Source organism: Streptococcus sp. Z554 (assembly GCF_053010305.1).
In genome coordinates, this window is the sequence record NZ_JBRKNV010000007.1 from 54,486 (window position 1) to 76,968 (window position 22,483).

Here is a 22,483-nt window from a genome sequence, read left to right on the forward strand (position 1 = left end):
CAAATTTTAGTTCTTTTTTTAATTCTACTGAAATAAAAAAGTTGAGAGATAAAAAAGAATCTGAGTAATTACCGATCCTTTTGAAAGCGTAAATCAAACTAGTCAGGCGTGGGACTTTATGGTATAATATAGAAGATTCAAAAAGAAACAGGAGAAATATTATGGACCTTATTTTAGCAATTGTATTGATTGTTTTAGCTTTCCTTGGTGGAGCACTTGGAGGAATGTACTTGGTACGTAAGCAAATCGAAAAAGAATTTGCGGACAACCCCCGTTTAAATGCCGAAGCAGTTCGTACTCTGTTGAGTGCAAATGGTCAAAAGCCAAGCGAAGCTAAGGTACAACAAGTGTACCACCAAATCATTCGCCAACAAAAAGCAGCCCTTGCTAACAATAAAAAGAAATAAATAGGAAAAGTCTGGGATGAAAATTCCAGACTTCTCACTATGTTCAACTGATCTTTAGAGCTAAGACTTTTTCCTTGCATTCTATTGATATTTGATTATGATTAAGATGGGGGCAACTGATGACTTATCAGTCTGTCCTAAATTTCAGTAAGAAATGTAATGATAATGAACTATCAATCAGAAAAATAAGACTAGAAAGAAGACTGTATGGATAATCGACCGATTGGTTTATTGGATTCGGGTGTTGGAGGCTTGACTGTCGTACGTGAGCTGATGCGCCAGCTTCCTCATGAAGAAATCGTCTATATTGGAGATTCAGCACGGGCACCCTATGGTCCTCGTCCTGCTGAGCAAATTCGTGAATATACTTGGCAACTGGTCAACTTTCTTTTGACCAAGGATGTCAAGATGATTGTCATTGCCTGTAATACTGCGACTGCGGTCGTCTGGGAAGAAATTAAGTCCAAGTTGGATATTCCTGTACTGGGTGTCATCTTGCCTGGGGCTTCAGCGGCTATCAAATCTAGCCAAGGTGGGAAAATTGGTGTGATTGGAACACCGATGACAGTACAATCAGATATCTATCGACAAAAAATCCATGATCTAGATCCGGATTTACAAGTTGAAAGTTTGGCTTGTCCCAAATTTGCTCCTTTGGTTGAGTCAGGTGCACTTTCAACCAGTGTGACCAAGAAAGTAGTCTATGAAACCCTACGTCCTCTGGTCGGAAGGGTGGATAGCCTGATTTTAGGTTGTACTCATTATCCGCTTCTTCGCCCTATCATCCAAAATGTCATGGGACCGGATGTAAAACTGATCGATAGTGGCGCAGAGTGCGTGCGGGATATCTCTGTCTTACTTAATTATTTTGAAATCAATCGTAGCCGTGATGCAGACCCGCTGCAACACCGTTTCTATACGACTGCAAATAGCCATAGTTTTGCTCAGATTGGTGCTGAATGGCTGGAAAAAGAGATTCATGTGGAGCATGTAACATTATGACAAACAAAATTTATGAATACAAGGATGACCAGGACTGGTATGTAGGCTCCTACAGTGTTTTAGGAGGCATCCGGACCTTAACTGATGATGAGTTAGACTTTCCTCTTATTGAAATGGCTAAAATCTTTCGAGATGAGGAGCGAGGCTTTCCGCTTTCAGTCACTGTTTTACGATATGGTTCTCTTTATCGCTTACTCTCATTTGTGGTAGATATACTCAACCAGGAGGCAGGACGCGATTTAGAAGTCATTCAACGTCAGGGAGCTCTGCTTTTGGTTGAAAATGGGAAACTCTTGCATGTAGAATTGCCCAAAGAAGGAGTGGATGTAGAAGCCTTCTTTCAGACAAACAAGGTCAGAGAAACCTTGCTCATAGCGACTCGTAACGAGGGGAAGACCAAGGAGTTTCGTGCTATCTTTGACAAACTTGGATATGATGTGGAGAACCTTAATGATTATCCAGACCTACCTGAAGTAGCTGAAACAGGGATGACCTTTGAAGAAAATGCCCGTCTGAAGGCAGAAAACATCTCCAAATTGACTGGTAAGATGGTTTTGGCAGACGACTCTGGACTTAAAGTCGATGTCCTCGGTGGATTACCAGGGGTATGGTCAGCTAGATTTGCAGGAGTAGGGGCAAGTGACCAAGAAAACAATGCCAAACTCTTGCACGAATTAGCCATGGTCTTTGAACTCAAGGACCGTTCCGCTCAATTCCACACAACTTTAGTCGTAGCTAGTCCCGGTAAGGAAAGCTTGGTTGTCGAAGCTGACTGGCCAGGTTATATTAACTTTGAACCTAAGGGTGAAAATGGTTTTGGATATGATCCGCTCTTCTTAGTAGGAGAAACAGGTAAAACTTCAGCAGAGTTAACCTTAGAAGAAAAAAATAGTCAATCTCACCGTGCCTTAGCCGTTAAGAAACTTTTGGAGGTATTTCCATCATGGCAAAGCAAACCATCATTGTAATGAGTGATTCTCATGGAGACAGCTTGATTGTAGAGGAAATCCGCGACCGCTATCTCGGGAAAGTTGATGCTATTTTTCACAATGGCGACTCGGAGCTTCGTCCGGAAAGTCCGCTTTGGGAGGGAATTCATGTTGTCAGAGGGAATATGGACTTTTATATCGACTATCCTGAGCGTTTGGTGATTCAACTGGGCCCTACCAAAATCATCCAGACTCACGGACACTTGTTTGATATTAACTTCAATTTCCAAAGACTAGATTTCTGGGCTCAAGAGGAAGATGCTGATATCTGTCTCTATGGTCACTTGCATGTACCAAGTGCTTGGATGGAGGGAAAGACTCTCTTTTTGAATCCAGGTTCTATCAGTCAACCACGGGGAACCATTAGAGAATGCCTCTATGCGCGTGTAGAGATTGATGACAAGAGTTTCAAAGTGGACTTTTTGACACGTGACCATGAGGTATTTCCTGGCTTGTCCAAGGAGTTCGCTCGATGATTGTCAAAGAGTTTGAACAGTTTTTACTGGAGCAAGAGGAAACCTTTTTAACTTCTGCTGAAAATTTGGCGGTACTCATTGATAGCCACAATGCAGATCATGCCATTCTCCTCCTAAGCCAGATGACCTATACTAGAGTGCCAGTAGTAACTGATAAGAAAGAATTTGTCGGGACCATTGGGCTTAGAGACATCCTTGCCTACCAGATGGAGCAGGGATTGAGCCAGGAAGCCATGGCAGATACGGATATCGTATACATGACGAAAAAGGATGTAGCAGTGGTTAATCCAGACTATACATTGACGGATGTTTTACATAAGCTAGTGGATGAGTCTTTCCTGCCAGTGGTTGGTAAGGATGGCCTTTTCCAAGGAATTATCACGCGGAAGTCAATCCTCAAGGCTGTCAATGCCCTCCTGCATGACTTTAGTAAGGAATATGAGATTCGAAGCAAATGAGAGAATGGATTTCAGTATTTTTAGAAGAAAAACAACATCTAACGAGTAATTCTAAACAGTCTTATAAGTATGACTTGGAGCAGTTTTTAGATCTTATTGGAGCACGAATTTCTGAGACAAGTTTAAAAATCTACCAAGCTCAACTATCAAATTTTAAAATTAGTGCCCAAAAGCGTAAAGTTTCTGCATGCAATCAATTTCTTTACTTTTTATACCAGAAAGGAAAGATTGGCACCTTTTATCGTTTGGAATTGCCGAAACAGGCTGAGAAAAAACAAGTCAAGTCAGAGCTTTTAGATTTGAGTTCTTTCTGGCAAGAAAGTTCTTTTCCAGAAGGGCGCTTGATAGCCTTGCTGATAGTAGAGTTGGGCCTTTTGCCTAGTGAAATTCTAGCTTTAAAAACAAGTGATGTGAACCTGGATTTCCAAGTATTGAGAATCAATAAAGCTTCTCAACAAAGAATCTTGAGTCTTCCTACAAAATTACTTGCGGAGTTAGAACCCTTGATGGGACAGACCTACCTCTTTGAAAAAACTGGTAAGCCATATTCTCGTCAATGGGCCTTTCGTCAGTTAGAAGCCTTTCTAAAGGAAAAAGGCTTTGCAGATTTATCGGCTCAAGGATTAAGGGAACAGTTTATACTAAGACAAATCGAAGAAAAGGTTGACTTGTACGAAATTGCTAAAAAATTAGGATTAAAAACAGTCATGACCTTAGAAAAATATAGATAATGGATATTAAATTAAAAGATTTTGAAGGGCCTTTAGACTTGCTCTTGCACTTGGTTTCCAAGTACCAGGTGGATATCTATGATGTGCCTATTACAGAGGTTATTGAGCAGTATCTAGCCTATGTATCAACCTTACAAGCTATGCGTTTAGAAGTGGCAGGGGAATATATGGTGATGGCTAGCCAACTGATGCTTATCAAAAGTCGTAAGCTCTTGCCCAAGGTTGCAGAAGTGACGGATTTGGAGGATGATCTGGAACAGGATCTCCTTTCTCAAATCGAAGAATACCGCAAGTTTAAACTCTTGGGGGAGCAGTTGGAAGTTAAGCACCAAGAACGAGCTCAGTATTATTCTAAAGCACCTACTGAGTTGATTTATGAGGATGCTGAACTTGTGCACGATAAGACAACCATCGATCTTTTCTTAGCCTTTTCAACCTTACTGACCAAGAAAAAGGAAGAATTCTCAAAAAATCATACAACTATTTTACGAGATGAGTATAAGATTGAGGATATGATGGTCATCGTCCGAGAAGCCTTGGTTGAAGGTCAACAATTGTGCTTGCAGGATTTGTTTAAAGAAACAAAAGATTTACAAGAGGTCATTACACTCTTTTTAGCAACCTTGGAGTTGATTAAAACCCAAGAAATTCTCTTGATTCAAAAAGAGAGTTTTGGAGATATCTATCTCATAAAAAAGAATGAGGAAAATCAAGTAGAGCAAAGTCAGGCTTGATAGAGAGGAAGTATGAGTACTTTAGCAAAAATAGAAGCACTCCTGTTTGTGTCGGGTGAAGATGGGATTAGGGCTCGTCAGTTGGCAGAACTCTTAGCGCTACCACCAACAGGGGTTCAGCAGAGTCTTGAAAAATTAGCCAAAAAGTATGAAAAAGACCAGGATTCTAGTCTGGCTCTGATTGAGACAGGAGGTGCCTACAGATTGGTGACCAAGCCTCAATTTGCGGATATTTTGAAAGAATATTCTAAGGCGCCAATCAACCAGAGTTTATCTCGGGCTGCACTTGAAACCTTGTCCATCATTGCCTACAAGCAGCCTATCACAAGAATTGAGATTGATGCTATTCGTGGGGTTAATTCAAGCGGTGCTCTAGCTAAGTTACAGGCTTTCGATTTGATAAGAGAAGATGGAAAGAAAGAAGTTCTTGGACGACCTAATCTCTATGTAACTACGGATTATTTTCTAGATTACATGGGTATTAACCATTTGGAAGAATTGCCTGTGATTGATGAGCTTGAAATTCAAGCACAAGAAAGCCAATTATTTGGTGAAAGGATAGAAGAAGATGAGAATCAATAAATATATTGCCCACGCAGGAGTGGCCAGTAGGAGAAAAGCAGAGGAGTTGATCAAGCAAGGCTTGGTGACTGTCAACGGTCAGGTGGTGCGTGAACTAGCGACAACCATTAAGTCTGGCGATAAGGTAGAGGTTGAAGGTCAACCTATCTATAACGAAGAAAAGGTCTACTATCTTCTCAATAAACCCCGCGGAGTGATTTCCAGTGTAACAGATGATAAGGGACGTAAGACGGTTGTTGATCTTTTGCCTAATGTGAAAGAGCGTATCTACCCTGTGGGACGTTTGGACTGGGACACATCAGGTGTCTTGATTTTGACCAATGATGGGGATTTTACAGACGAGATGATTCACCCACGTAATGAAATCGATAAGGTTTATGTGGCGCGTGTAAAAGGGATTGCTAACAAAGAAAATCTCCGTCCCTTGACTCGAGGGGTTGAGATTGATGGCAAGAAGACTAAGCCAGCAGTTTATGAGATTCTGAAAGTAGATCCAGTCAAAAACCGATCTGTAGTACAGCTGACCATTCATGAAGGACGTAACCACCAGGTTAAAAAGATGTTTGAAGCGGTTGGGCTACCAGTGGATAAGTTGTCTCGGACACGTTTTGGACACCTAGATTTGACAGGACTTCGTCCAGGAGAATCACGTCGTCTCAATAAAAAGGAAATTAGCCAACTACATACCATGGCTGTAACCAAGAAATCATGAAAAGAATTTTAATTGCGCCTGTGCGCTTTTACCAACGGTTTATATCCCCGGCTTTTCCGCCTTCTTGTAGATTTGAACCCAGCTGTTCAAACTACATGATTCAGGCTATCGAAAAGCATGGATTTAAGGGGGTTCTGATGGGATTGGCAAGGATTTTACGATGTCATCCTTGGTCTGAAATAGGTAAGGACCCCGTACCAGATCACTTTTCTTTAAAGAGAAATTCAAAATAAAAAGAGGCTGGGACAAAAGTCCTGGCCTCTCAATTGTCTTTGGATTGTCGAGCAAGACGCAGTGGTTGAGTGGGCTCTACTAGGCTGATTTCATCAGCTTTTACAGCCCTACTCAACTGTGCGGAGGTGGGACGACGAAATCGAATTCTAACGAATGACCGATTTCTGTCCCACTCTCTTTTTTGTTTCAAGGAGTAATTTGCTTGGTGAAATATCGATTTCTACTACCTTTCTCCTATAAAAAGTGGTAAAATGGTGGAAAGAAAGAAGGAACTGAAATGACAACATTATTTTCTAAAATCAAAGAAGTAACAGAACTTTCTGCTATCTCAGGTCATGAAGCACCTGTACGCGCTTATCTTCGTGAGAAGATAACTCCTCACGTGGATGAAGTAGTGACTGATGGCCTAGGAGGTATTTTTGGTATCAAACACTCAGAAGCAGTCAACGCACCTCGTGTTTTGGTAGCATCTCACATGGATGAAGTTGGTTTTATGGTAAGTGAAATCAAACCAGATGGAACCTTCCGAGTAGTTGAAATCGGTGGCTGGAACCCGATGGTTGTCAGTAGCCAACGTTTTAAACTCTTTACGCGCCAAGGACGTGAAATTCCAGTCATCTCAGGTTCAGTACCTCCACATTTGACTCGTGGAACAGGTGGGCCAACCATGCCAGCTGTTTCAGATATCGTCTTTGATGGTGGTTTTGCGGATAAGGCTGAGGCTGAAAGTTTTGGTATCCGCCCAGGAGATACCATCGTTCCAGATAGTAGCGCAATCCTAACAGCTAACGAAAAAAATATCATCTCAAAAGCATGGGACAACCGTTACGGAGTTCTCATGGTTAGCGAGTTGGCTGAAAACTTGTCAGGCCAAAAACTAGGAAATGAACTTTACCTTGGGGCTAACGTTCAAGAAGAAGTCGGACTTCGTGGTGCTCATACATCAACAACCAAATTTGACCCAGAAGTATTCCTGGCAGTTGACTGTTCACCAGCAGGTGATGTTTATGGTGGTCAAGGTAAGATTGGGGATGGAACCTTGATTCGTTTCTACGATCCAGGTCACTTGCTTCTCCCAGGGATGAAGGATTTCCTTTTGACAACTGCTGAAGAATCTGGAGTCAAGTACCAATACTACTGTGGAAAAGGTGGAACTGATGCCGGGGCAGCTCATCTGAAAAATGGTGGTGTACCATCAACAACAATCGGTGTTTGTGCGCGTTATATCCACTCTCACCAAACACTTTATGCAATGGACGATTTCCTTGAAGCACAAGCTTTCTTACAAGCCTTGGTTAAAAAATTGGATCGCTCTACTGTAGATTTGATTAAAAACTATTAAACAGAAAAGGTGGAGGCAATAGGGATGGAAGAAGCCAACCTAGAAACCTTGATTCGGGATCTTTACAATAATGCCCGTCAGAACCTTAGTGAAGATTTAGTACTTGCACTTGTAGAGACTGCTAAGCAATTACCCAGCACCAATGAACGCTTGCTAGCGGTGCGTTTGTCAGGTCTGGTTACTCTTGAACTACTCAAGAATCCCAAAACACCAGCACCAGAGTTAGTCAATTTGGCCCGCTTTATCAAAAGAGAGGAAGCCAAGTACAGGGGTTCTGCTGCCTCTGCCTTTATGATTGGGGAACTATTTAAAATGCTTTGATTCCATTGTGAATCAAAGCATTTTTTCTATCCATTAGAAAAGAGACTCTCAAGTAAGAAACGAAAAAACCACCTAAGTTAAGGTGGCTTCTTACTTATTAAATTTGTTCTGCTAAAACCTTTTCGGCAAGGTTCATAGCGTGGTCTGATACACGAGTATAGTGTGAAATAATATCGATAAAGTTAACACCTGCTTGAGTAGAACATTCACCATTATTAAGACGTTTAATATGAGTCTTACGGAGGACACGTTCCATCTTGTTGATGTCTTCGTGTCGTTCGATAAGAGCTTGAGCTTTCTCAAGGTCGTTGTTTTCTACACTTTCAAGAGCATCTTTGACAAATTCACTCGTTTTAAGATAAATTTCAGCTAGCTCCTCTAATGCAGCCTCAGAGAATTGAACATTCTTGTGTTGCAAGTAATCGTTAAGATTGATCAAAGCTTCAGCGTGGTCTCCGATACGTTCCAAATCACGTGAAGAGTCAAGGATGTTGGTTAAGACTTCACTCTCTTTTTGGCTTAAGGCTTCACCAGAGAGGCTGATAAGGTAGCGCGTCAATTGCTCATCAATGGTATTGATGGCTTCTTCAGTCTTATGTCCCTTTTCCGCAACTTTTTCATTAGAGTTGATGATATAGTCGTAAGAGAGGTCAAAAGCTTTCGCAGCATAATTACCCAAGTGTAGCAGTTCTTTTTTAGCATTTCCAAGAGCGATAGATGGAGCTTGTTTGATCAGTTGCTCATCAAGGTAAAGTGGCTCGTATTTGACAACTTCATCTTCACCAGGGATGAGTTTAGTTACGATGAAGGCAAGAGCTCCGATGAATGGGAACTGGATAATCGTGTTGGTAATGTTGAAGGTTCCGTGGGCAAAGGCAATGGTCATTTCCGGAGCTAGATTTAAGAAGCTCTCAAACCATTGGATTAAGCCTGTAAATGGAACGAGGAAGATAATACAGATAACAGTCCCGATAACGTTAAAGGCCACATGGGCTGCTGCCACACGTTTGGCTGCAATATTAGCACCCAAAGAAGCGATAATAGCAGTGATGGTTGTTCCAATGTTATCTCCAAAGAGCACTGGTAGGGCACCCTGAAGGTCAATCAGATTGCTAGCGTAGAGATTTTGTAGGATCCCGATGGTCGCTGAGGAGGCTTGAATCAGAAGGGTCAAACCTGTTCCGACAAGAACACCCAAGATTGGGTTCTTACTAAGTTCTACCATGTAGTCTTTAAAGACTTGTAAATCCTTAAGGGGCTCCATAGCACCACTCATAAGATTGAGGGCGAAGAAGATACCGCCAACACCAAAGACAATTCGCCCGATGTTATTGATGGTTCTATTTTTGGTGAAGAAGAGGCAGACAGCTCCGATAAAGAGCATAGGCAAAGCGTAGTCTCCCAATTTAAAACCGATGATAAAGGATGTGACAGTTGTCCCAATATTGGCTCCCATGACAATCCCAATAGCCTGACGTAGGGTCAAGAGTCCGGCACTAACCAGACCAACTGTAATAACCGTAACACCTGAACTCGATTGAATCAGTGCAGTCATCCCAATCCCTACCAGAATACCAAAGAAAGGATTGCTAGTATATTTGTCAATGTAATATCGAAGACGATCTCCAGCTGCTTGTTGCAAACCGTCCCCCATGGTCTTGATACTATATAAGAATAGTCCCAGACCACCTAAAAAGTGAAATGCAATTTCCTGCCAATTAATGGACATTTTATTTTTCCTCCGAAAACTAATCGCGGAATTTCTCCCATTCTATTTTAAAGGATTCTAAACAATCTCACAAGTAGTAAACGCATTTTTTTTAGAAAAACATCATTAAGATTTAGAAAAAAGGCAGATGATTGTCTAATTTATATTATTTATTCACCCATTTATAGATATTTTAGGATGAGTGTTGACTCTACTTATAAATATCGTAAAATAAACATGAACAGTTCTGCTATTTTAGTGGCAGATACTTTTTTAAAACAAAAATAAAGCGCTTACTTTTTGGGAGTAAAAGGAGAAAAAGATGAAGAATCCATTTTTTGAGAAACGTTGTCGCTATAGTATTCGAAAATTATCAGTGGGTGCCTGCTCTTTGATGATTGGCTCGGTTTTATTTGCCAACCAAGCTCTAGCAGAAGAAGTTGCTGTTCCAGCGAATGAAACAACGACTACTGCCGTTGCTACAGAACAAGCATCGCCTGCCACCACAGAAGAACCAACGACAACTTCACCTGAGGTATTAAAACAGTTGGAGGAGACTGAAAACAAGGTGAGTGAACAACCTGTTTCAGAAGAACGACCAAGCTTGGATCAATTGACTGCAACTGATGATAAGGAAGTAGCTGGTCCGGCTGCTGAAACTCCTAAGGCAGCAGAAGCGCCTGCAACTACTGAAACTCCTAAGATAGCAGAAGTGCCTGCAACTGCCGAAAATAAACCAGAAGAGAAAGCTACGGTTTCTGATATTCCTAAGAAGGAAGAGAAAAGTCTTCGACCAAAAGAAATTAAGTTTGACACCTGGGAAGACCTGTTGAAATGGGAACCAGGTGCCCGTGAAGATGACGCTATTAACCGCTCTTCAGTAGAATTGGCTAAGCGTTACCGCGGTCATGTCATCAACGAAAAAGCAAATAAGGATGCCAAAGTCGAAGCCCTTGCTAATACTAACTCTAAGGCTAAAGATCACGCTTCTGTAGGTGGTGAAGAGTTTAAAGCTTACGCTTTTGACTACTGGCAGTACTTGAATTCCATGGTCTTCTGGGAAGGACTCGTTCCAACTCCAGACGTGATTGATGCTGGTCACCGTAATGGTGTTCCTGTGTTGGGTACCCTATTCTTCAACTGGTCAAATAGCATTGCAGACCAAGAAAAATTTGCTGCTGCTCTTCAACAAGATGAAGACGGTACTTTTCCGATCGCTCGTAAGCTAGTTGATTTGGCTAAATATTATGGATTTGATGGTTACTTTATTAACCAAGAAACAACAGGAGATATCGTAACGCCACTTGGTAAGAAAATGCGGGACTTCATGCTCTATACCAAGGAATATGCAGCTCAAGTGAACCATCCAGTCAAATATTCTTGGTACGATGCCATGACCTATGAATATGGTCGTTATCACGAAGACGGACTCGGTGAGTACAATTATCAGTTTATGCAAAAAGAAGGAGATAAGGTTCCTGCGGATCACTTCTTTGCCAACTTTAACTGGACCAAAGAGAAAAATGATTACTCTGTAGCTATGGCAAAATGGCTAGAGCGTAGCCAGTATGATGTTTTTGCAGGTTTGGAATTGCAACAAGGTGGTTCTTATAAGACTAAAGTGAAATGGGATGCCCTTCTAGATGAAAATGGAAAGCTCCGCTTGTCACTTGGACTCTTTGCACCTGATACTATCACTAGTCTTGGTAAGACAGGAGAAGACTATCACAAGAATGAAAATATCTTCTTTACAGGTTACCAAGGAGATCCAACAGGTCAAAAACCAGATGACAAGGACTGGTACGGGATTGCCAACCTTGTAGCTGATCGCACACCAGCAGTGGGACGTACCTTTACAACATCCTTTAACACTGGACATGGGAAGAAATGGTTTGTAGACGGTAAAGTCTCTAAGGATTCTGAATGGAACTATCGTTCTGTATCTGGTATCTTGCCTACATGGCGCTGGTGGCAGACATCATCAGCTGCTAAACTTCAAGTTGACTATGACTTTGAAGATGCCTACAATGGAGGAAACTCCCTTAAATTTGCTGGAGATCTAGCTGAAAATACAAATCAAGATGTTCGTCTCTACTCTACAAAACTGGAAGTAACCGATAAAACGAAACTTCGTGTTGCTCATAAAGGTGGTAAGGGAAGCAAGGTCTATGTAGAGTTTGCAACTCAGAAAAACTATACCTATGGTGGCGAGAATGCTCGTAAAGAGCTGACTCTATCTGACGATTGGACAAAAGATGAATTTGATTTGAGTGCCTTGGCTGGTCAGACTATTTACGGGATCAAACTCACATTTGAAAATACTGCTGCCGTTAAAGGCTATCAATTTAACTTGGGTGAGTTGACTGTGACAGATAATCAAGAGGCTCCTCAAGCGCCAACAGCTCTAACCGTAGCCAAGAAATCTCTGAAAAATGCCCAAGAAGCTGAAGCTATTGTTCAATTTACTGGCAATAAAGACGCTGATTTCTATGAAGTTTATGAGAAGGATGGCGATGCTTGGCGCCTATTGACAGGCTCATCTGCAACTACGATCTACCTACCAAAAGTTAGCCGTTCAGCTAGTGCAACCGGTACGAGTCAAAAGTTGAAGGTTGTCGCAGTTGGTAAGAACGGTCTTCGCTCTGAAGCAGCAACTACAAACTTTGAGTGGGGAATGACTGTCCAAGACACAAGTCTTCCAAGACCTCTAGCAGAAAACATTGTTCCAGGAGCTACTGTTATCGGAAGTACCTTCCCAGATACAGAAGGCGGAGAAGGTATCGAAGGGATGTTGAATGGTACCATCACTAGTCTATCTGATAAATGGTCTTCTGCTCAATTAAGTGGTAGCGTTGATATTCGTTTGACCCAACCACGCCGTGTTGTAAGATGGGTCATGGATCATGCCGGTGCTGGTGGAGAATCTGTCAACGATGGTTTGATGAACACTAAAGATTTCGACCTTTACTACAAGGATGAAGCTGGAGAGTGGAAATTAGCCAAGGCTGTTCGTGGCAATAGAGCACATGTTTCAGATATTACCCTTGATAGTCCAATCACAGCTCAAGACTGGCGCTTGAACGTTATCACATCGGACAATGGTACACCATGGAAAGCCATTCGCATCTACAACTGGAAGATGTATGAAACTCTAGATACGGAGAGCCAAAACATTCCAATGGCTAAAGTGGCAGCGCGTGTTCTGACAGACAATAAGATTCAACTTGGATTCTCAGAAGTTCCTGCGGGTGCAACTATCACAGTCTATGACAAGGCAGATTCAAAAACTCCAATCGCTACCTTAAATACGGTAGTTGGGGGAGATCTGGCAACAGATGCATTAAGTTTTGAAAAACGTCCGAGCCTTCTTTATTACCGTACACAATTGCCAGGAAAAGAAATCAGTAATACTCTTGCTGTAACAATTCCTCAGGATGATAGAAAGATTAAGTCTGTCAGTCTAGAAGCAGCACCTAAAAAGACAACTTACCAAGATGGTGAGGAGTTGAATCTTAAAGGTGGTCTTCTCCGTGTCAAATATGAGGGTGAAGAAGCAGATGAAGTCATCAACTTCAGCCATGCAGGTGTTGTAGTCAACGGCTACGATGCTCACCACCATGGCGAACAAGAGTTAACAGTAACCTATCTTGGTCTTCCAGTTGCAGGAATCTTCAAGGTTCAAGTGACTGGTGAAGAAGCTGGTCCAAAAGAAGTCGCAGGCTTGTATATTAGTAAACAACCTAAAATTGATTACTTTGTAGGCGACAGTCTTGACTTATCAGAAGGACGCTTCAAGGTCTTGTATGATGATGAGACTGAGACAGAACATAGCTTTACAGACCAAGGAGTCGAAATTACAGGTTATGATTCTCAAAAAACAGGCCGTCAAAAACTTGAGTTACATTATCAAGGTCAAACTGTCGAATTTGATGTTCTAGTATCACCTAAGGCAGCGATTAACGACGAATATCTGAAACAAGAAATCACATCTGCTCAAGGACGCAAAGAAACACTAGCTTATACATTTGCTGACGCAGAAAAACAAGCAGCTTTGGTTGAGAAGCTTGCTGCAGCAAAAGCTATCTTGGAAAACCATGATGCTAGTCAAGAAGCAGTCAACCAAGCCTTGAACGATTTGAAACAAGCTGGTGCAGACTTGGATGGAAATCAACGTTATCAAACTGCTAGAGAAGAATTGGAAAGCTTGCTCGAATCCGTTCTTGAAAAAGATCCTCAATCTGAGTTGATTGCGCAAGCTGAAGCTTTGTTATCTTCACAAACGCCAACTCCAGAAGCTTTTGCGGACATGAAAGAAAAGCTGAATCAGAAACTAGCTCCTGCAGAAGAAAGTCACCACGTTGGTAGCTTAGAAGAAGGCGAAACTGCTCCAACAGTTGAAGTTCTACCTGAGTTAGTGGTTGAGGAAGAAGGGGTAGCTTTCACTCGTCAAGAACGTCCATCAGGAGACCTCTTGTTAGGTGAACGCCGTGTGGTTCAAGCTGGTGAGGATGGGCAAACCCGTCGCTTGATTGAAGTGGATGCTAAAGGAAACCGCACCCTTCTTCAAACAGAGGTAGTCAAGGAAGCAGTTCCAGAGATTACTGAAGTTGGTACCAAAGTAGAAAGTCGAGTTCAACCGCTAGACGGCATCAAAGATTTGACCATTAGCAATCCAGCATTGGTTGTCGAGGAAGAAAAGGTTGCATATGGACATGAAGAACGAGTAAATCCTAGCCTTCAGGCAGGAGAACGTCGAATTGTTCAGGACGGTGTAGAAGGTCAGACTCGTCGCTTGATTGAAGTGGATGCAGAAGGCAACCGAACTCTTCTTCAGACAGAAGTAGTCAAGGAAGCAGTTCCAGAGATTACAGAAGTTGGTACCAAGGTAGAAAGCCGTGTAGAGCCACTAGAAGGATCAAAAGTCTTGGAAGTTAAGAAACCAAGCCTGGTAGTTGAAGAAGAAGTTCTTGCATTTGGACATGAAGAAAGAGAAAACTCAAACCTCCTAGTAGGTGAACGTCGTTTAGTTCAAGCTGGAGTGGAAGGGCTTCGTAGAAATCTTGTAGAGGTTGATGTGGAAGGAAACCGCAGTCTCAAGGGAACAGAACTTGTCAAAGAGACGGTAACTGAGATTGTTGAAGTTGGTACTAAGGTAGAAAGTCGCGTACAACCATTAGATGGATCTGGCGACGTCATTCTAGAAAAACCAGAACTAGTGGTTGAGGAAGAAGCCGTAGCCTTCGAACGACAAGAACGTCCATCAGGAGACCTCTTGTTAGGTGAACGTCGCTTGGTTCAAGCTGGTGAGGATGGGCAAGTCCGTCGCTTGATTGAAGTGGATGCAGAAGGCAACCGAACTCTTCTTCAGACAGAAGTAGTCAAGGAAGCAGTTCCAGAGATTACTGAAGTTGGTAGCAAAGTAGAAAGTCGAGTTCAACCGCTAGACGGCGTCAAAGATTTGACTATTAGCAATCCAGCATTGCTTGTCGAGGAAGAAAAGATTGCATATGGACATGAAGAACGAGTAAATCCTAGTCTTCAGGCAGGAGAACGTCGCTTGGTTCAAGCTGGAGTTGAAGGACTTCGTAGAAATCTGGTAGAGGTTGACACTGAAGGCAACAGCAGTCTTAAGGGAACAGAGCTTGTCAAAGAAGCTGTAACTGAGATTGTTGAGATTGGTCCAAAAGTTGATGCCCAAGATGACAAACCTCTGGCCCCTGCTCCAGTAGCACAAGTAGCTAAGCAGGCACCAGTGAAAGCAGAAGCGCAAGCGCAAGCACAAGCTGAAAAACCTGAAGGAAAACAACTTCCAAGTACTGGTGAAGGAGTAGATGCAAATCTTCTTGCCCTTGGATTGGTCGGAGTTCTAGGTGGTTTTGGACTACTCGCTCAAAAGAAAAAAGAAGAGTAATTTAGATACTGTATCTATAATCAATACCATACAATAAAAAGATTTGACTTTTACTGGTAAAATCTTTTTTAGACTGGATAAGGAGAAAAATAGAACTCCCATCCCATGCTTTAAGAGTTATCCTTATTTATTAAAGACCTCTTTCAGGATAAAAGTGTAAGGTTTTGCTATCTCTTTTATTGATTTTGTGATATAATTAACACGTAAAAAAAAGAAGGAGTCATATCTAATGGCAAAATTGACTGTTAAAGACGTTGACTTGAAAGGGAAAAAAGTTCTCGTTCGTGTTGACTTCAACGTTCCTGTAAAAGATGGCGTGATTACTAACGATAACCGTATCACTGCAGCTCTTCCAACTATCAAGTACATCCTTGAACAAGGTGGACGTGCAATCCTCTTCTCTCACCTTGGACGTGTGAAAGAAGAAGCTGATAAAGAAGGTAAATCACTTGCTCCTGTAGCTGCTGACTTGGCTACAAAATTAGGTCAAGAGGTTAAGTTTATCCCAGGTGTTACTCGTGGTGCTGAATTAGAAGCAGCGATCAACGCTCTTGAAGATGGACAAGTTCTTTTGGTTGAAAACACTCGTTTTGAAGATGTTGACGGCAAGAAAGAATCTAAAAACGATCCTGAACTTGGTAAATACTGGGCATCACTTGGAGATGGTATCTTCGTAAACGATGCATTCGGTACAGCTCACCGTGCGCACGCTTCAAACGTTGGTATCTCAGCAAACGTTGAAAAAGCTGTTGCTGGATTCCTTCTTGAAAACGAAATCGCCTACATCCAAGAAGCAGTTGAAGCTCCAGAACGTCCATTCGTGGCTATCCTTGGTGGTTCAAAAGTTTCAGACAAGATCGGTGTTATCGAAAACTTGCTTGAAAAAGCTGATAAAGTCCTTATCGGTGGTGGAATGACTTACACATTCTACAAAGCTCAAGGTATCGAAATCGGTAACTCACTTGTAGAAGAAGACAAATTGGATGTTGCAAAAGCTCTTCTTGAAAAAGCAAACGGCAAATTGATCTTGCCAGTTGACTCAAAAGAAGCGAACGCATTTGCTGACTACACTGAAGTGAAAGACACTGAAGGTGAAGCAGTAGACCCAGGTTTCCTTGGTCTTGATATCGGTCCAAAATCTATCGCTAAATTTGACGAAGCTTTGACTGGTGCGAAAACAGTTGTATGGAACGGACCTATGGGTGTATTTGAAAATCCTGACTTCCAAGCTGGTACAATCGGTGTGATGGACGCTATCGTGAAACAACCAGGCGTGAAATCAATTATCGGTGGTGGTGACTCAGCTGCCGCTGCTATCAACCTTGGCCGTGCAGACAAGTTCTCATGGATTAGTACGGGCGGAGGTGCTTCAATGGAGCTCCTTGAAGGTAAAGTATTGCCAGGTTTGGCTGCACTTACAGAAAAATAATTTCAGCCCGTTAGTCTCTACAAAATCAGGATTTTGTAGAAAAAGGAACAAAACTGAAACGTTAACAAAAAGGTGGCTTTGTCACCTTTTTGTGTTAGTGTAGGTATTTGTGACGCGGTGGTGGAGCTTCAATGGAGCTTCTCGAAGGTAAAGTTCTTCCAGGACTTGCAGCTTTGACTGAAAAATAAGAATATAAAAAAGAGGCTGGGACAAAAGTCCTAGCCTCTTAATTGTTTTTGGATTGTCGAGCAAGACGCAGTGGTTGAGTGGGCTCCACTACGCTGATTTCATCAGCTTTTACAGTCCTACTCAACTGTGCGGAGGTGGGACGACGAAATCGAATTCTAACGAATGACCGATTTCTGTCCCACTCTCTTTTTTTGCGCTCTTTTAAAGTTTGAGAGTACGGAGGGATAATTGGACAGAATCCAAAAAAAACAGTAAAATAGAGGAATACCAATCTAAATGAAATTTGAGTGATGAATGTGGAAAAAAGAGACAATCATACAAAAACAGCTATTTGTGGTATTATCAATGTTACCCCTGATTCTTTTTCTGATGGGGGTCAATTTTTTGCTGTTGAGGAAGCCTTGAAGCAGGCTCGAAAATTGATAGCTGAAGGAGCCACTATCTTAGATATCGGTGGAGAATCCACTCGCCCTGGAAGTAGCTATGTTGAGATCGAAGAGGAAATCCAACGTGTGGTTCCAGTTATTAAGGCTATCCGTCAAGAAAGTGATGTTCTGATTTCAGTCGACACATGGAAAAGTCAGGTGGCAGAAGCAGCTCTAAAGGCTGGTGCCAATCTAGTCAATGACATTACAGGTCTCATGGGTGATGAGAAGATGGCGGAGGTGGTTGCGAAAGCAGAAGCTCAAGTAGTCATCATGTTTAATCCGGTCATGGCACGCCCTCAGCACCCTAGTTCGCTTATATTTCCTCATTTTGGATTTGGAGAGCCTTTTACCAAGGAAGAATTGGCTGACTTTGAACAACTACCAGTAGAAGAATTGATGGCAGTTTTCTTCGACCGTGCTCTAAGGAGAGCTGAGAAAGCAGGGATTTCGAAAGACAAGATCATGCTAGATCCAGGAATTGGCTTTGGCTTGACCAAGAAGGAAAACTTGCTCCTCCTACGTGATATCGATAAGCTGCACGAAATGAGCTATCCTATCTTTTTAGGAGTCTCTCGCAAGCGCTTTGTCATTAACATCCTTGAAGAGAATGGCTTTGAAGTCAATCCGGAAACTGAAGAAGGTTTCCGCAATCGTGATACGGCTTCAGCTCATGTGACTAGTATCGCTGCTAGACAAGGTGTGGAAGTGGTGCGTGTACACGATGTAGCCAGCCACAAGATGGCAGTCGAAATCGCATCAGCCATTCGTCTGGCAGATGATGCGGAAAATTTAAACTTGAAACAGTATAAATAAGATGAATAAAAACGAAACGAATCCGTGGATAGCTAACTATCGGACAGACCAACCGCATTTTGGTTTGGAGAGGATGGTGAAGCTATTAGCCCTACGTGGCAATCCCCATCTGAAACTCAAGGTTATCCATATCGGAGGAACCAATGGTAAGGGGTCTACTATAGCCTTTTTGAAGAATATGTTGGAAAAGATGGGGCTAAGAGTTGGAGTCTTTAGCTCACCCTATCTGATTCATTACACGGACCAGATTGCTATTAACGGGAAATCCATCCCAGAAGCGAGATTAGAGGCCTTGATGGCAGACTATCGCTCACTACTTGAAGGGGAGCATGCTTCTGCCTTACAAGGAACGACAGAATTCGAGATTATTACTGCTATAGCCTATGATTATTTTGCTTCTGAGCAAGTTGATGTTGCTATTATGGAAGTAGGGATGGGTGGTCTTTTGGATAGCACCAATGTTTGTCAGCCTATTTTAACAGGCATCACGACCATTGGGCTGGACCATGTAGCTTTGCTGGGTAATACCCTGGAAGCCATCGCAGAGCAGAAGGCTGGAATTATCAAACAAGGAGTATCTCTTGTGACTGGGAACATTGTCCCAGAAGCCTTGGTGGTTATCGATCAGATTGCGAAAGCGAAACAAGCTCCTAGGCTTGCCTATGGGGATGATTATCAGGTCAGCCGTCAAGAGAGTGTGGTGACTGGAGAGGTCTTTGACTATTCAAGCTCAGCTAGACAGGGCCGCTTTCAGACAGGTCTACTTGGCATTCATCAGATAGAGAATGCTGGGACGGCTATAACCCTGTTGGATACCTATTGCCAAGAGACTGGACGAGAATTGGTAGCGAATGACTTGGTTGCTCAAGCATTAGAAGAAACAAGCTGGCCTGGACGCTTGGAAATTGTTTCTAAAGCCCCTTTAATGATTTTGGACGGGGCCCACAATCCCCATGCTATCAAGGCTTTGGTAGCAACCTTGCAAGAACGCTTTGCCGACTACCAGAAGGAAATCCTCTTTACTTGTATCAAAACCAAGGCTTTAGAGGATATGTTAGACTTATTAAGTGCCTTGCCGAATACTGAACTGACACTCACTCACTTTGACGATAGTCGAGCAACTGACGAAGAGGTGTTAAAAGAAGTAGCCCGTTCTAGAAAACTTAACTATCAAAGTTGGCAGGAATTTCTAGATCAAAAAATAACAGAAAATGAAGAGAAAAAAACAGTTAGGATTGTTACGGGCTCCTTGTACTTCTTGAGCCAAGTGAGAGCCTATCTGATGGAGAGGAAAAACTAGAGAATGGATACACAAAAGATTGAGACAGCTGTTAAAATGATTATCGAAGCTGTTGGTGAGGATATAAACCGCGAAGGCTTGCAGGAAACTCCTGCACGTGTAGCCCGCATGTATCAGGAGATTTTTTCGGGACTTGGTCAAACTGCGGAGGAGCATCTATCAAAATCCTTTGAAATCATTGATGACAATATGGTAGTGGAAAAGGATATCTTTTTCCATACTATGTGTGAACATCACTTCTTGCCCTTTTATGGGAAGGCTCATATCGCCTACATTCCAGATGGTCGTGTTGCAGGTTTGTCTAAGCTTGCTCGTACTGTGGAAGTTTATGCCAAAAAGCCACAGATTCAAGAACGATTGAATATCGAAGTAGCAGATGCTTTGATGGAATATCTAGGGGCTAAGGGAGCCTTCGTTGTGATTGAAGCAGAGCATATGTGTATGAGTATGCGCGGTGTTCGAAAACCAGGAACTGCAACCTTGACAACAGTAGCTCGTGGAGTATTTGAGACAGACAAAGATCTTCGAGATCAAGCATACCGTCTCATGGGGTTATAAAAATCGATTCAAACGATTTTTTCTAGAAAGGACTAGTTATGGATCAATTGCGCATTAAGGATTTGGAAATTTTTGCCTATCATGGTCTTTTCCCGAGTGAGAAGGAACTGGGTCAAAAATTTATCATTGATGCAAGCTTATCCTATGATATGACCAAGGCTGCTACGGACCTAGATTTATTAGCTTCTGTCCATTATGGCGAGCTCTGTCAACAATGGACGACTTGGTTTCAGGAAACCACTGAAGACTTGATTGAAACAGTTGCCTACAAACTAGTAGACCGCACTTTTGAAACCTATCCAATAGTTCAAGAAATTAAACTGGAACTCAAAAAACCATGGGCGCCTATTCATCTACCACTAGACACCTGTTCAGTAACCATCCATCGCCGTAAGCAGCGAGCCTTTATTGCCTTGGGAAGTAATATGGGGGATAAAAGGGGCAATCTCAAACAAGCTATCGCTAACATAAGCGCTCGCGGGATTCGTATTCTCAAAGAGTCCAGTTTGATTACAACTGAGCCATGGGGCGGTGTAGAACAAGATAGTTTTGCCAATCAGGTCATTGAAGTAGAAACATGGTTGCCGGCTCCAATCTTGTTAGAAACCTTGTTGGACATTGAGGCAGAAATGGGTCGGGTTAGAGAAGTGCATTGGGGACCTCGATTGATTGATTTGGATTTGCTTTTTGTCGAGGACCAAGTCATCTACACAGATGAGCTTATCTTGCCGCATCCTTATATCGCTGAGCGTTTATTTGTCCTAGAGTCACTTCAAGAAATAGCCCCCCATTTTATCCATCCAGTCTTGGGACAACCAATTCGTCACTTGCTTAACCAGATGGAGCAAGGAAATGCCTAAATTTTCTGAGACTTATAGCAAGTGGAAGAGTATTGGGGAGGGACTGCTTGCTATTACTTTAGGAATTCTCTTGATTCGTTTTGGACAAGTTGTTCCACGGATGGGGTACCAGTTGCTGATCGGCTACTTTTCTTTGTCAGCGGTTTGGCACTTATTGACTCGCTGGTTTCAGGATAAAAAACGTAGGGAAAACATCCTTGTAACCTTGGCTAAGCTGATGGTTGCGGCTCTCGTGTTTGACTCCATCATCTTGCAAGACCTCACCCTTTATCTCCTAGTTTTTGTCATTGCGAGCTATCAGTTGTTTACGGGTGGCATTAGTCTTGTTACCTGGTTTCTCTATCGAAAAAATGCCATTCACCCTCGACTCCAACATTTCTTCGATGCTGTATGGATGATAGGATTTGGTCTTTATAGCATTTCTCCTTTTCACGATGCGGCGAATTTTGAATTGCTCTTGCTTGGATGTTACTTGCTCATGCTAGGAGCAAGCAGTCTTCGGGATGGTTTCTTTTTTGAGAGGATAGAAAGCAATCCCAAGCTGAAGCGTCGAATGCGAATGACTTTGCCAATCTTTGTGACAGCTCTAATCCCTATTAGCACCTTGCGTAAACTGAATGAGTGGCTGCCAAATCATGAAAGCCAAGAAGGAGAAGTTCATTCAGAAAGAAAAAACGACCAGACGGTTGATCTGGAAATTTTTGTCCATACATCAGAAACCTCATTCTTCCTCGCTATGGGACATGTGGATATTTGTTATCAAGGGAAGGTTATTTCCTATGGCTCGTATGATCCTCGCTCGGAGCGTTTATTCGGCATGGTCGGCGATGGTGTTTTGTTTAAGGCCAATCGGGAAAAATACATTGAACTTTGTAAGAGGGAAAGTCAGAAGACCTTGTTTGCTTATGGTCTGAGTTTGACAGACCAACAGAAAGCTGCTATCCAAGATCGTTTAGCAGAAATAGAAGATTTGTTAATACCTTGGGAGCCGAGCTCCCAGTTGATGAAAAGAAGAGAGGGCGAGGTCAAGCATACCTACTCCTACCAACTGAAGCAGGAAGCAGATGCGACACTTTATAAATTCAGCTCATCTGAGTTCAAGACCTACTTTGTTCTCAGTACCAATTGTGTTTTACTGGCAGACTCTATCGTGGGAAAAGCTGGGACTGATATATTGAGTCCTCAAGGTTTCATTGTGCCAGGGACTTACCAGGATTACCTTGACTTAGAGTATACAAAACCCAATGGTTTGGTTGTTAGTCGCTCCATTTATTAGAAAAAGAAAACTCTAGTCAGGAG

20 protein-coding genes are annotated in these 22,483 nt (G+C 42.4%); 19 read left to right on the forward strand and 1 reads right to left on the reverse strand.

Features of this window, described 5'->3' with window-relative positions; translation table 11 throughout:
• The first annotated feature begins 161 nt into the window (after nt 1-161).
• The 12 genes from ACVC7R_RS07045 to ACVC7R_RS07100 all read left to right on the forward strand — a co-directional run bounded on the left by ACVC7R_RS07045 (nt 162) and on the right by ACVC7R_RS07100 (nt 7,988).
• Nucleotides 162-407: a YneF family protein gene (locus ACVC7R_RS07045; RefSeq protein ID WP_004251708.1), complete on the forward strand. Its 246-nt coding sequence runs from the start codon at nt 162-164 to the stop codon at nt 405-407.
• A gap of 207 nt (nt 408-614) precedes the next feature.
• A complete protein-coding gene (gene racE, locus ACVC7R_RS07050; protein ID WP_447264095.1) occupies nt 615-1,409 on the forward strand; it encodes a glutamate racemase in 795 nt (264 codons plus the stop codon).
• Nucleotides 1,406-2,377, forward strand: a complete 972-nt coding sequence (locus tag ACVC7R_RS07055; RefSeq protein WP_447264096.1) for a nucleoside-triphosphate diphosphatase — start codon at nt 1,406-1,408, stop codon at nt 2,375-2,377. The genes racE and ACVC7R_RS07055 overlap by 4 nt, the downstream gene beginning before the upstream one ends.
• Complete coding sequence (locus tag ACVC7R_RS07060) at nt 2,353-2,874, forward strand: metallophosphoesterase (RefSeq protein WP_447264097.1); 522 nt, start codon at nt 2,353-2,355, stop codon at nt 2,872-2,874. The genes ACVC7R_RS07055 and ACVC7R_RS07060 overlap by 25 nt, the downstream gene beginning before the upstream one ends.
• Complete coding sequence (gene cbpB, locus ACVC7R_RS07065) at nt 2,871-3,332, forward strand: cyclic-di-AMP-binding protein CbpB (RefSeq protein ID WP_447264098.1); 462 nt, start codon at nt 2,871-2,873, stop codon at nt 3,330-3,332. Before ACVC7R_RS07060 ends, cbpB begins: the two co-directional genes overlap by 4 nt.
• Entirely contained in the window at nt 3,329-4,063 is a 735-nt protein-coding gene (gene xerD, locus ACVC7R_RS07070; protein ID WP_447264099.1) for a site-specific tyrosine recombinase XerD, read from the forward strand. Before cbpB ends, xerD begins: the two co-directional genes overlap by 4 nt.
• Nucleotides 4,063-4,797 (forward strand): segregation/condensation protein A, encoded by a 735-nt coding sequence (locus ACVC7R_RS07075; RefSeq protein ID WP_447264100.1) that lies wholly within the window; start codon nt 4,063-4,065, stop codon nt 4,795-4,797. Before xerD ends, ACVC7R_RS07075 begins: the two co-directional genes overlap by 1 nt.
• 12 nt (nt 4,798-4,809) lie before the next feature.
• Nucleotides 4,810-5,379, forward strand: a complete 570-nt coding sequence (gene scpB, locus ACVC7R_RS07080) for an SMC-Scp complex subunit ScpB (RefSeq protein WP_447264101.1) — start codon at nt 4,810-4,812, stop codon at nt 5,377-5,379.
• A complete protein-coding gene (locus tag ACVC7R_RS07085) occupies nt 5,366-6,091 on the forward strand; it encodes a pseudouridine synthase (protein WP_447264102.1) in 726 nt (241 codons plus the stop codon). Before scpB ends, ACVC7R_RS07085 begins: the two co-directional genes overlap by 14 nt.
• The gene (yidD, locus tag ACVC7R_RS07090) at nt 6,088-6,324 is read left to right on the forward strand and encodes a membrane protein insertion efficiency factor YidD (RefSeq protein WP_075566246.1); all 237 of its coding nucleotides are present in this window, start codon (nt 6,088-6,090) and stop codon (nt 6,322-6,324) included. The genes ACVC7R_RS07085 and yidD overlap by 4 nt, the downstream gene beginning before the upstream one ends.
• Nucleotides 6,325-6,602: 278 nt before the next feature.
• Nucleotides 6,603-7,667: a glutamyl aminopeptidase gene (gene pepA / locus ACVC7R_RS07095; RefSeq protein ID WP_447264103.1), complete on the forward strand. Its 1,065-nt coding sequence runs from the start codon at nt 6,603-6,605 to the stop codon at nt 7,665-7,667.
• Between the two features lie 24 nt (nt 7,668-7,691).
• Complete coding sequence (locus ACVC7R_RS07100; protein ID WP_447264104.1) at nt 7,692-7,988, forward strand: bacteriocin immunity protein; 297 nt, start codon at nt 7,692-7,694, stop codon at nt 7,986-7,988.
• 97 nt (nt 7,989-8,085) lie between these two features.
• On the opposite strand, the gene ACVC7R_RS07105 is transcribed toward ACVC7R_RS07100, so the two are convergent.
• On the reverse strand, nt 8,086-9,717 hold the full coding sequence (locus ACVC7R_RS07105) for a Na/Pi cotransporter family protein (protein WP_447264105.1): 1,632 nt from the start codon (nt 9,715-9,717) through the stop codon (nt 8,086-8,088).
• 301 nt (nt 9,718-10,018) lie between these two features.
• On the opposite strand from ACVC7R_RS07105, the gene ACVC7R_RS07110 reads away from it, so the two are divergent.
• The 7 genes from ACVC7R_RS07110 (at nt 10,019) to ACVC7R_RS07140 (ending at nt 22,460) form a co-directional block, all read left to right on the forward strand.
• Nucleotides 10,019-15,607, forward strand: coding sequence for an endo-beta-N-acetylglucosaminidase (locus ACVC7R_RS07110; RefSeq protein WP_447264106.1), 5,589 nt, complete (start codon nt 10,019-10,021; stop codon nt 15,605-15,607).
• Nucleotides 15,608-15,836: 229 nt separating this feature from the next.
• Nucleotides 15,837-17,036: a phosphoglycerate kinase gene (locus tag ACVC7R_RS07115; protein ID WP_447264107.1), complete on the forward strand. Its 1,200-nt coding sequence runs from the start codon at nt 15,837-15,839 to the stop codon at nt 17,034-17,036.
• A 479-nt stretch (nt 17,037-17,515) separates the two neighbouring features.
• The gene (folP, locus tag ACVC7R_RS07120; protein ID WP_447264108.1) at nt 17,516-18,466 is read left to right on the forward strand and encodes a dihydropteroate synthase; all 951 of its coding nucleotides are present in this window, start codon (nt 17,516-17,518) and stop codon (nt 18,464-18,466) included.
• A 1-nt stretch (nt 18,467) separates the two neighbouring features.
• Nucleotides 18,468-19,766, forward strand: a complete 1,299-nt coding sequence (locus tag ACVC7R_RS07125) for a bifunctional folylpolyglutamate synthase/dihydrofolate synthase (RefSeq protein WP_447264109.1) — start codon at nt 18,468-18,470, stop codon at nt 19,764-19,766.
• A 3-nt stretch (nt 19,767-19,769) separates the two neighbouring features.
• Entirely contained in the window at nt 19,770-20,324 is a 555-nt protein-coding gene (gene folE / locus ACVC7R_RS07130) for a GTP cyclohydrolase I FolE (protein WP_070677029.1), read from the forward strand.
• 38 nt (nt 20,325-20,362) lie between these two features.
• The gene (gene folB, locus ACVC7R_RS07135; RefSeq protein WP_447264110.1) at nt 20,363-21,184 is read left to right on the forward strand and encodes a dihydroneopterin aldolase; all 822 of its coding nucleotides are present in this window, start codon (nt 20,363-20,365) and stop codon (nt 21,182-21,184) included.
• The gene (locus ACVC7R_RS07140) at nt 21,177-22,460 is read left to right on the forward strand and encodes a DUF308 domain-containing protein (protein ID WP_447264111.1); all 1,284 of its coding nucleotides are present in this window, start codon (nt 21,177-21,179) and stop codon (nt 22,458-22,460) included. Before folB ends, ACVC7R_RS07140 begins: the two co-directional genes overlap by 8 nt.
• The last annotated feature ends 23 nt before the right edge of the window (nt 22,461-22,483 follow it).

Excerpts from the sequence above, each read along its gene's own strand:
- ACVC7R_RS07125 (WP_447264109.1), top strand. The coding sequence starts at position 18,468 with ATGAATAAAAACGAAACGAATCCGTGGATAGCTAACTATCGGACAGAC.
- ACVC7R_RS07140 (WP_447264111.1), top strand. The coding sequence starts at position 21,177 with ATGCCTAAATTTTCTGAGACTTATAGCAAGTGGAAGAGTATTGGGGAG.
- scpB (WP_447264101.1), top strand. The coding sequence starts at position 4,810 with ATGAGTACTTTAGCAAAAATAGAAGCACTCCTGTTTGTGTCGGGTGAA.
- folB (WP_447264110.1), top strand. The coding sequence starts at position 20,363 with ATGGATCAATTGCGCATTAAGGATTTGGAAATTTTTGCCTATCATGGT.
- folP (WP_447264108.1), top strand. The coding sequence starts at position 17,516 with ATGAATGTGGAAAAAAGAGACAATCATACAAAAACAGCTATTTGTGGT.
- xerD (WP_447264099.1), top strand. The coding sequence starts at position 3,329 with ATGAGAGAATGGATTTCAGTATTTTTAGAAGAAAAACAACATCTAACG.
- cbpB (WP_447264098.1), top strand. The coding sequence starts at position 2,871 with ATGATTGTCAAAGAGTTTGAACAGTTTTTACTGGAGCAAGAGGAAACC.
- ACVC7R_RS07085 (WP_447264102.1), top strand. The coding sequence starts at position 5,366 with ATGAGAATCAATAAATATATTGCCCACGCAGGAGTGGCCAGTAGGAGA.
- ACVC7R_RS07110 (WP_447264106.1), top strand. The coding sequence starts at position 10,019 with ATGAAGAATCCATTTTTTGAGAAACGTTGTCGCTATAGTATTCGAAAA.
- folE (WP_070677029.1), top strand. The coding sequence starts at position 19,770 with ATGGATACACAAAAGATTGAGACAGCTGTTAAAATGATTATCGAAGCT.
- ACVC7R_RS07045 (WP_004251708.1), top strand. The coding sequence starts at position 162 with ATGGACCTTATTTTAGCAATTGTATTGATTGTTTTAGCTTTCCTTGGT.
- ACVC7R_RS07115 (WP_447264107.1), top strand. The coding sequence starts at position 15,837 with ATGGCAAAATTGACTGTTAAAGACGTTGACTTGAAAGGGAAAAAAGTT.
- pepA (WP_447264103.1), top strand. The coding sequence starts at position 6,603 with ATGACAACATTATTTTCTAAAATCAAAGAAGTAACAGAACTTTCTGCT.
- yidD (WP_075566246.1), top strand. The coding sequence starts at position 6,088 with ATGAAAAGAATTTTAATTGCGCCTGTGCGCTTTTACCAACGGTTTATA.
- ACVC7R_RS07055 (WP_447264096.1), top strand. The coding sequence starts at position 1,406 with ATGACAAACAAAATTTATGAATACAAGGATGACCAGGACTGGTATGTA.
- racE (WP_447264095.1), top strand. The coding sequence starts at position 615 with ATGGATAATCGACCGATTGGTTTATTGGATTCGGGTGTTGGAGGCTTG.
- ACVC7R_RS07105 (WP_447264105.1), bottom strand. The coding sequence starts at position 9,717 with ATGTCCATTAATTGGCAGGAAATTGCATTTCACTTTTTAGGTGGTCTG.
- ACVC7R_RS07100 (WP_447264104.1), top strand. The coding sequence starts at position 7,692 with ATGGAAGAAGCCAACCTAGAAACCTTGATTCGGGATCTTTACAATAAT.
- ACVC7R_RS07075 (WP_447264100.1), top strand. The coding sequence starts at position 4,063 with ATGGATATTAAATTAAAAGATTTTGAAGGGCCTTTAGACTTGCTCTTG.
- ACVC7R_RS07060 (WP_447264097.1), top strand. The coding sequence starts at position 2,353 with ATGGCAAAGCAAACCATCATTGTAATGAGTGATTCTCATGGAGACAGC.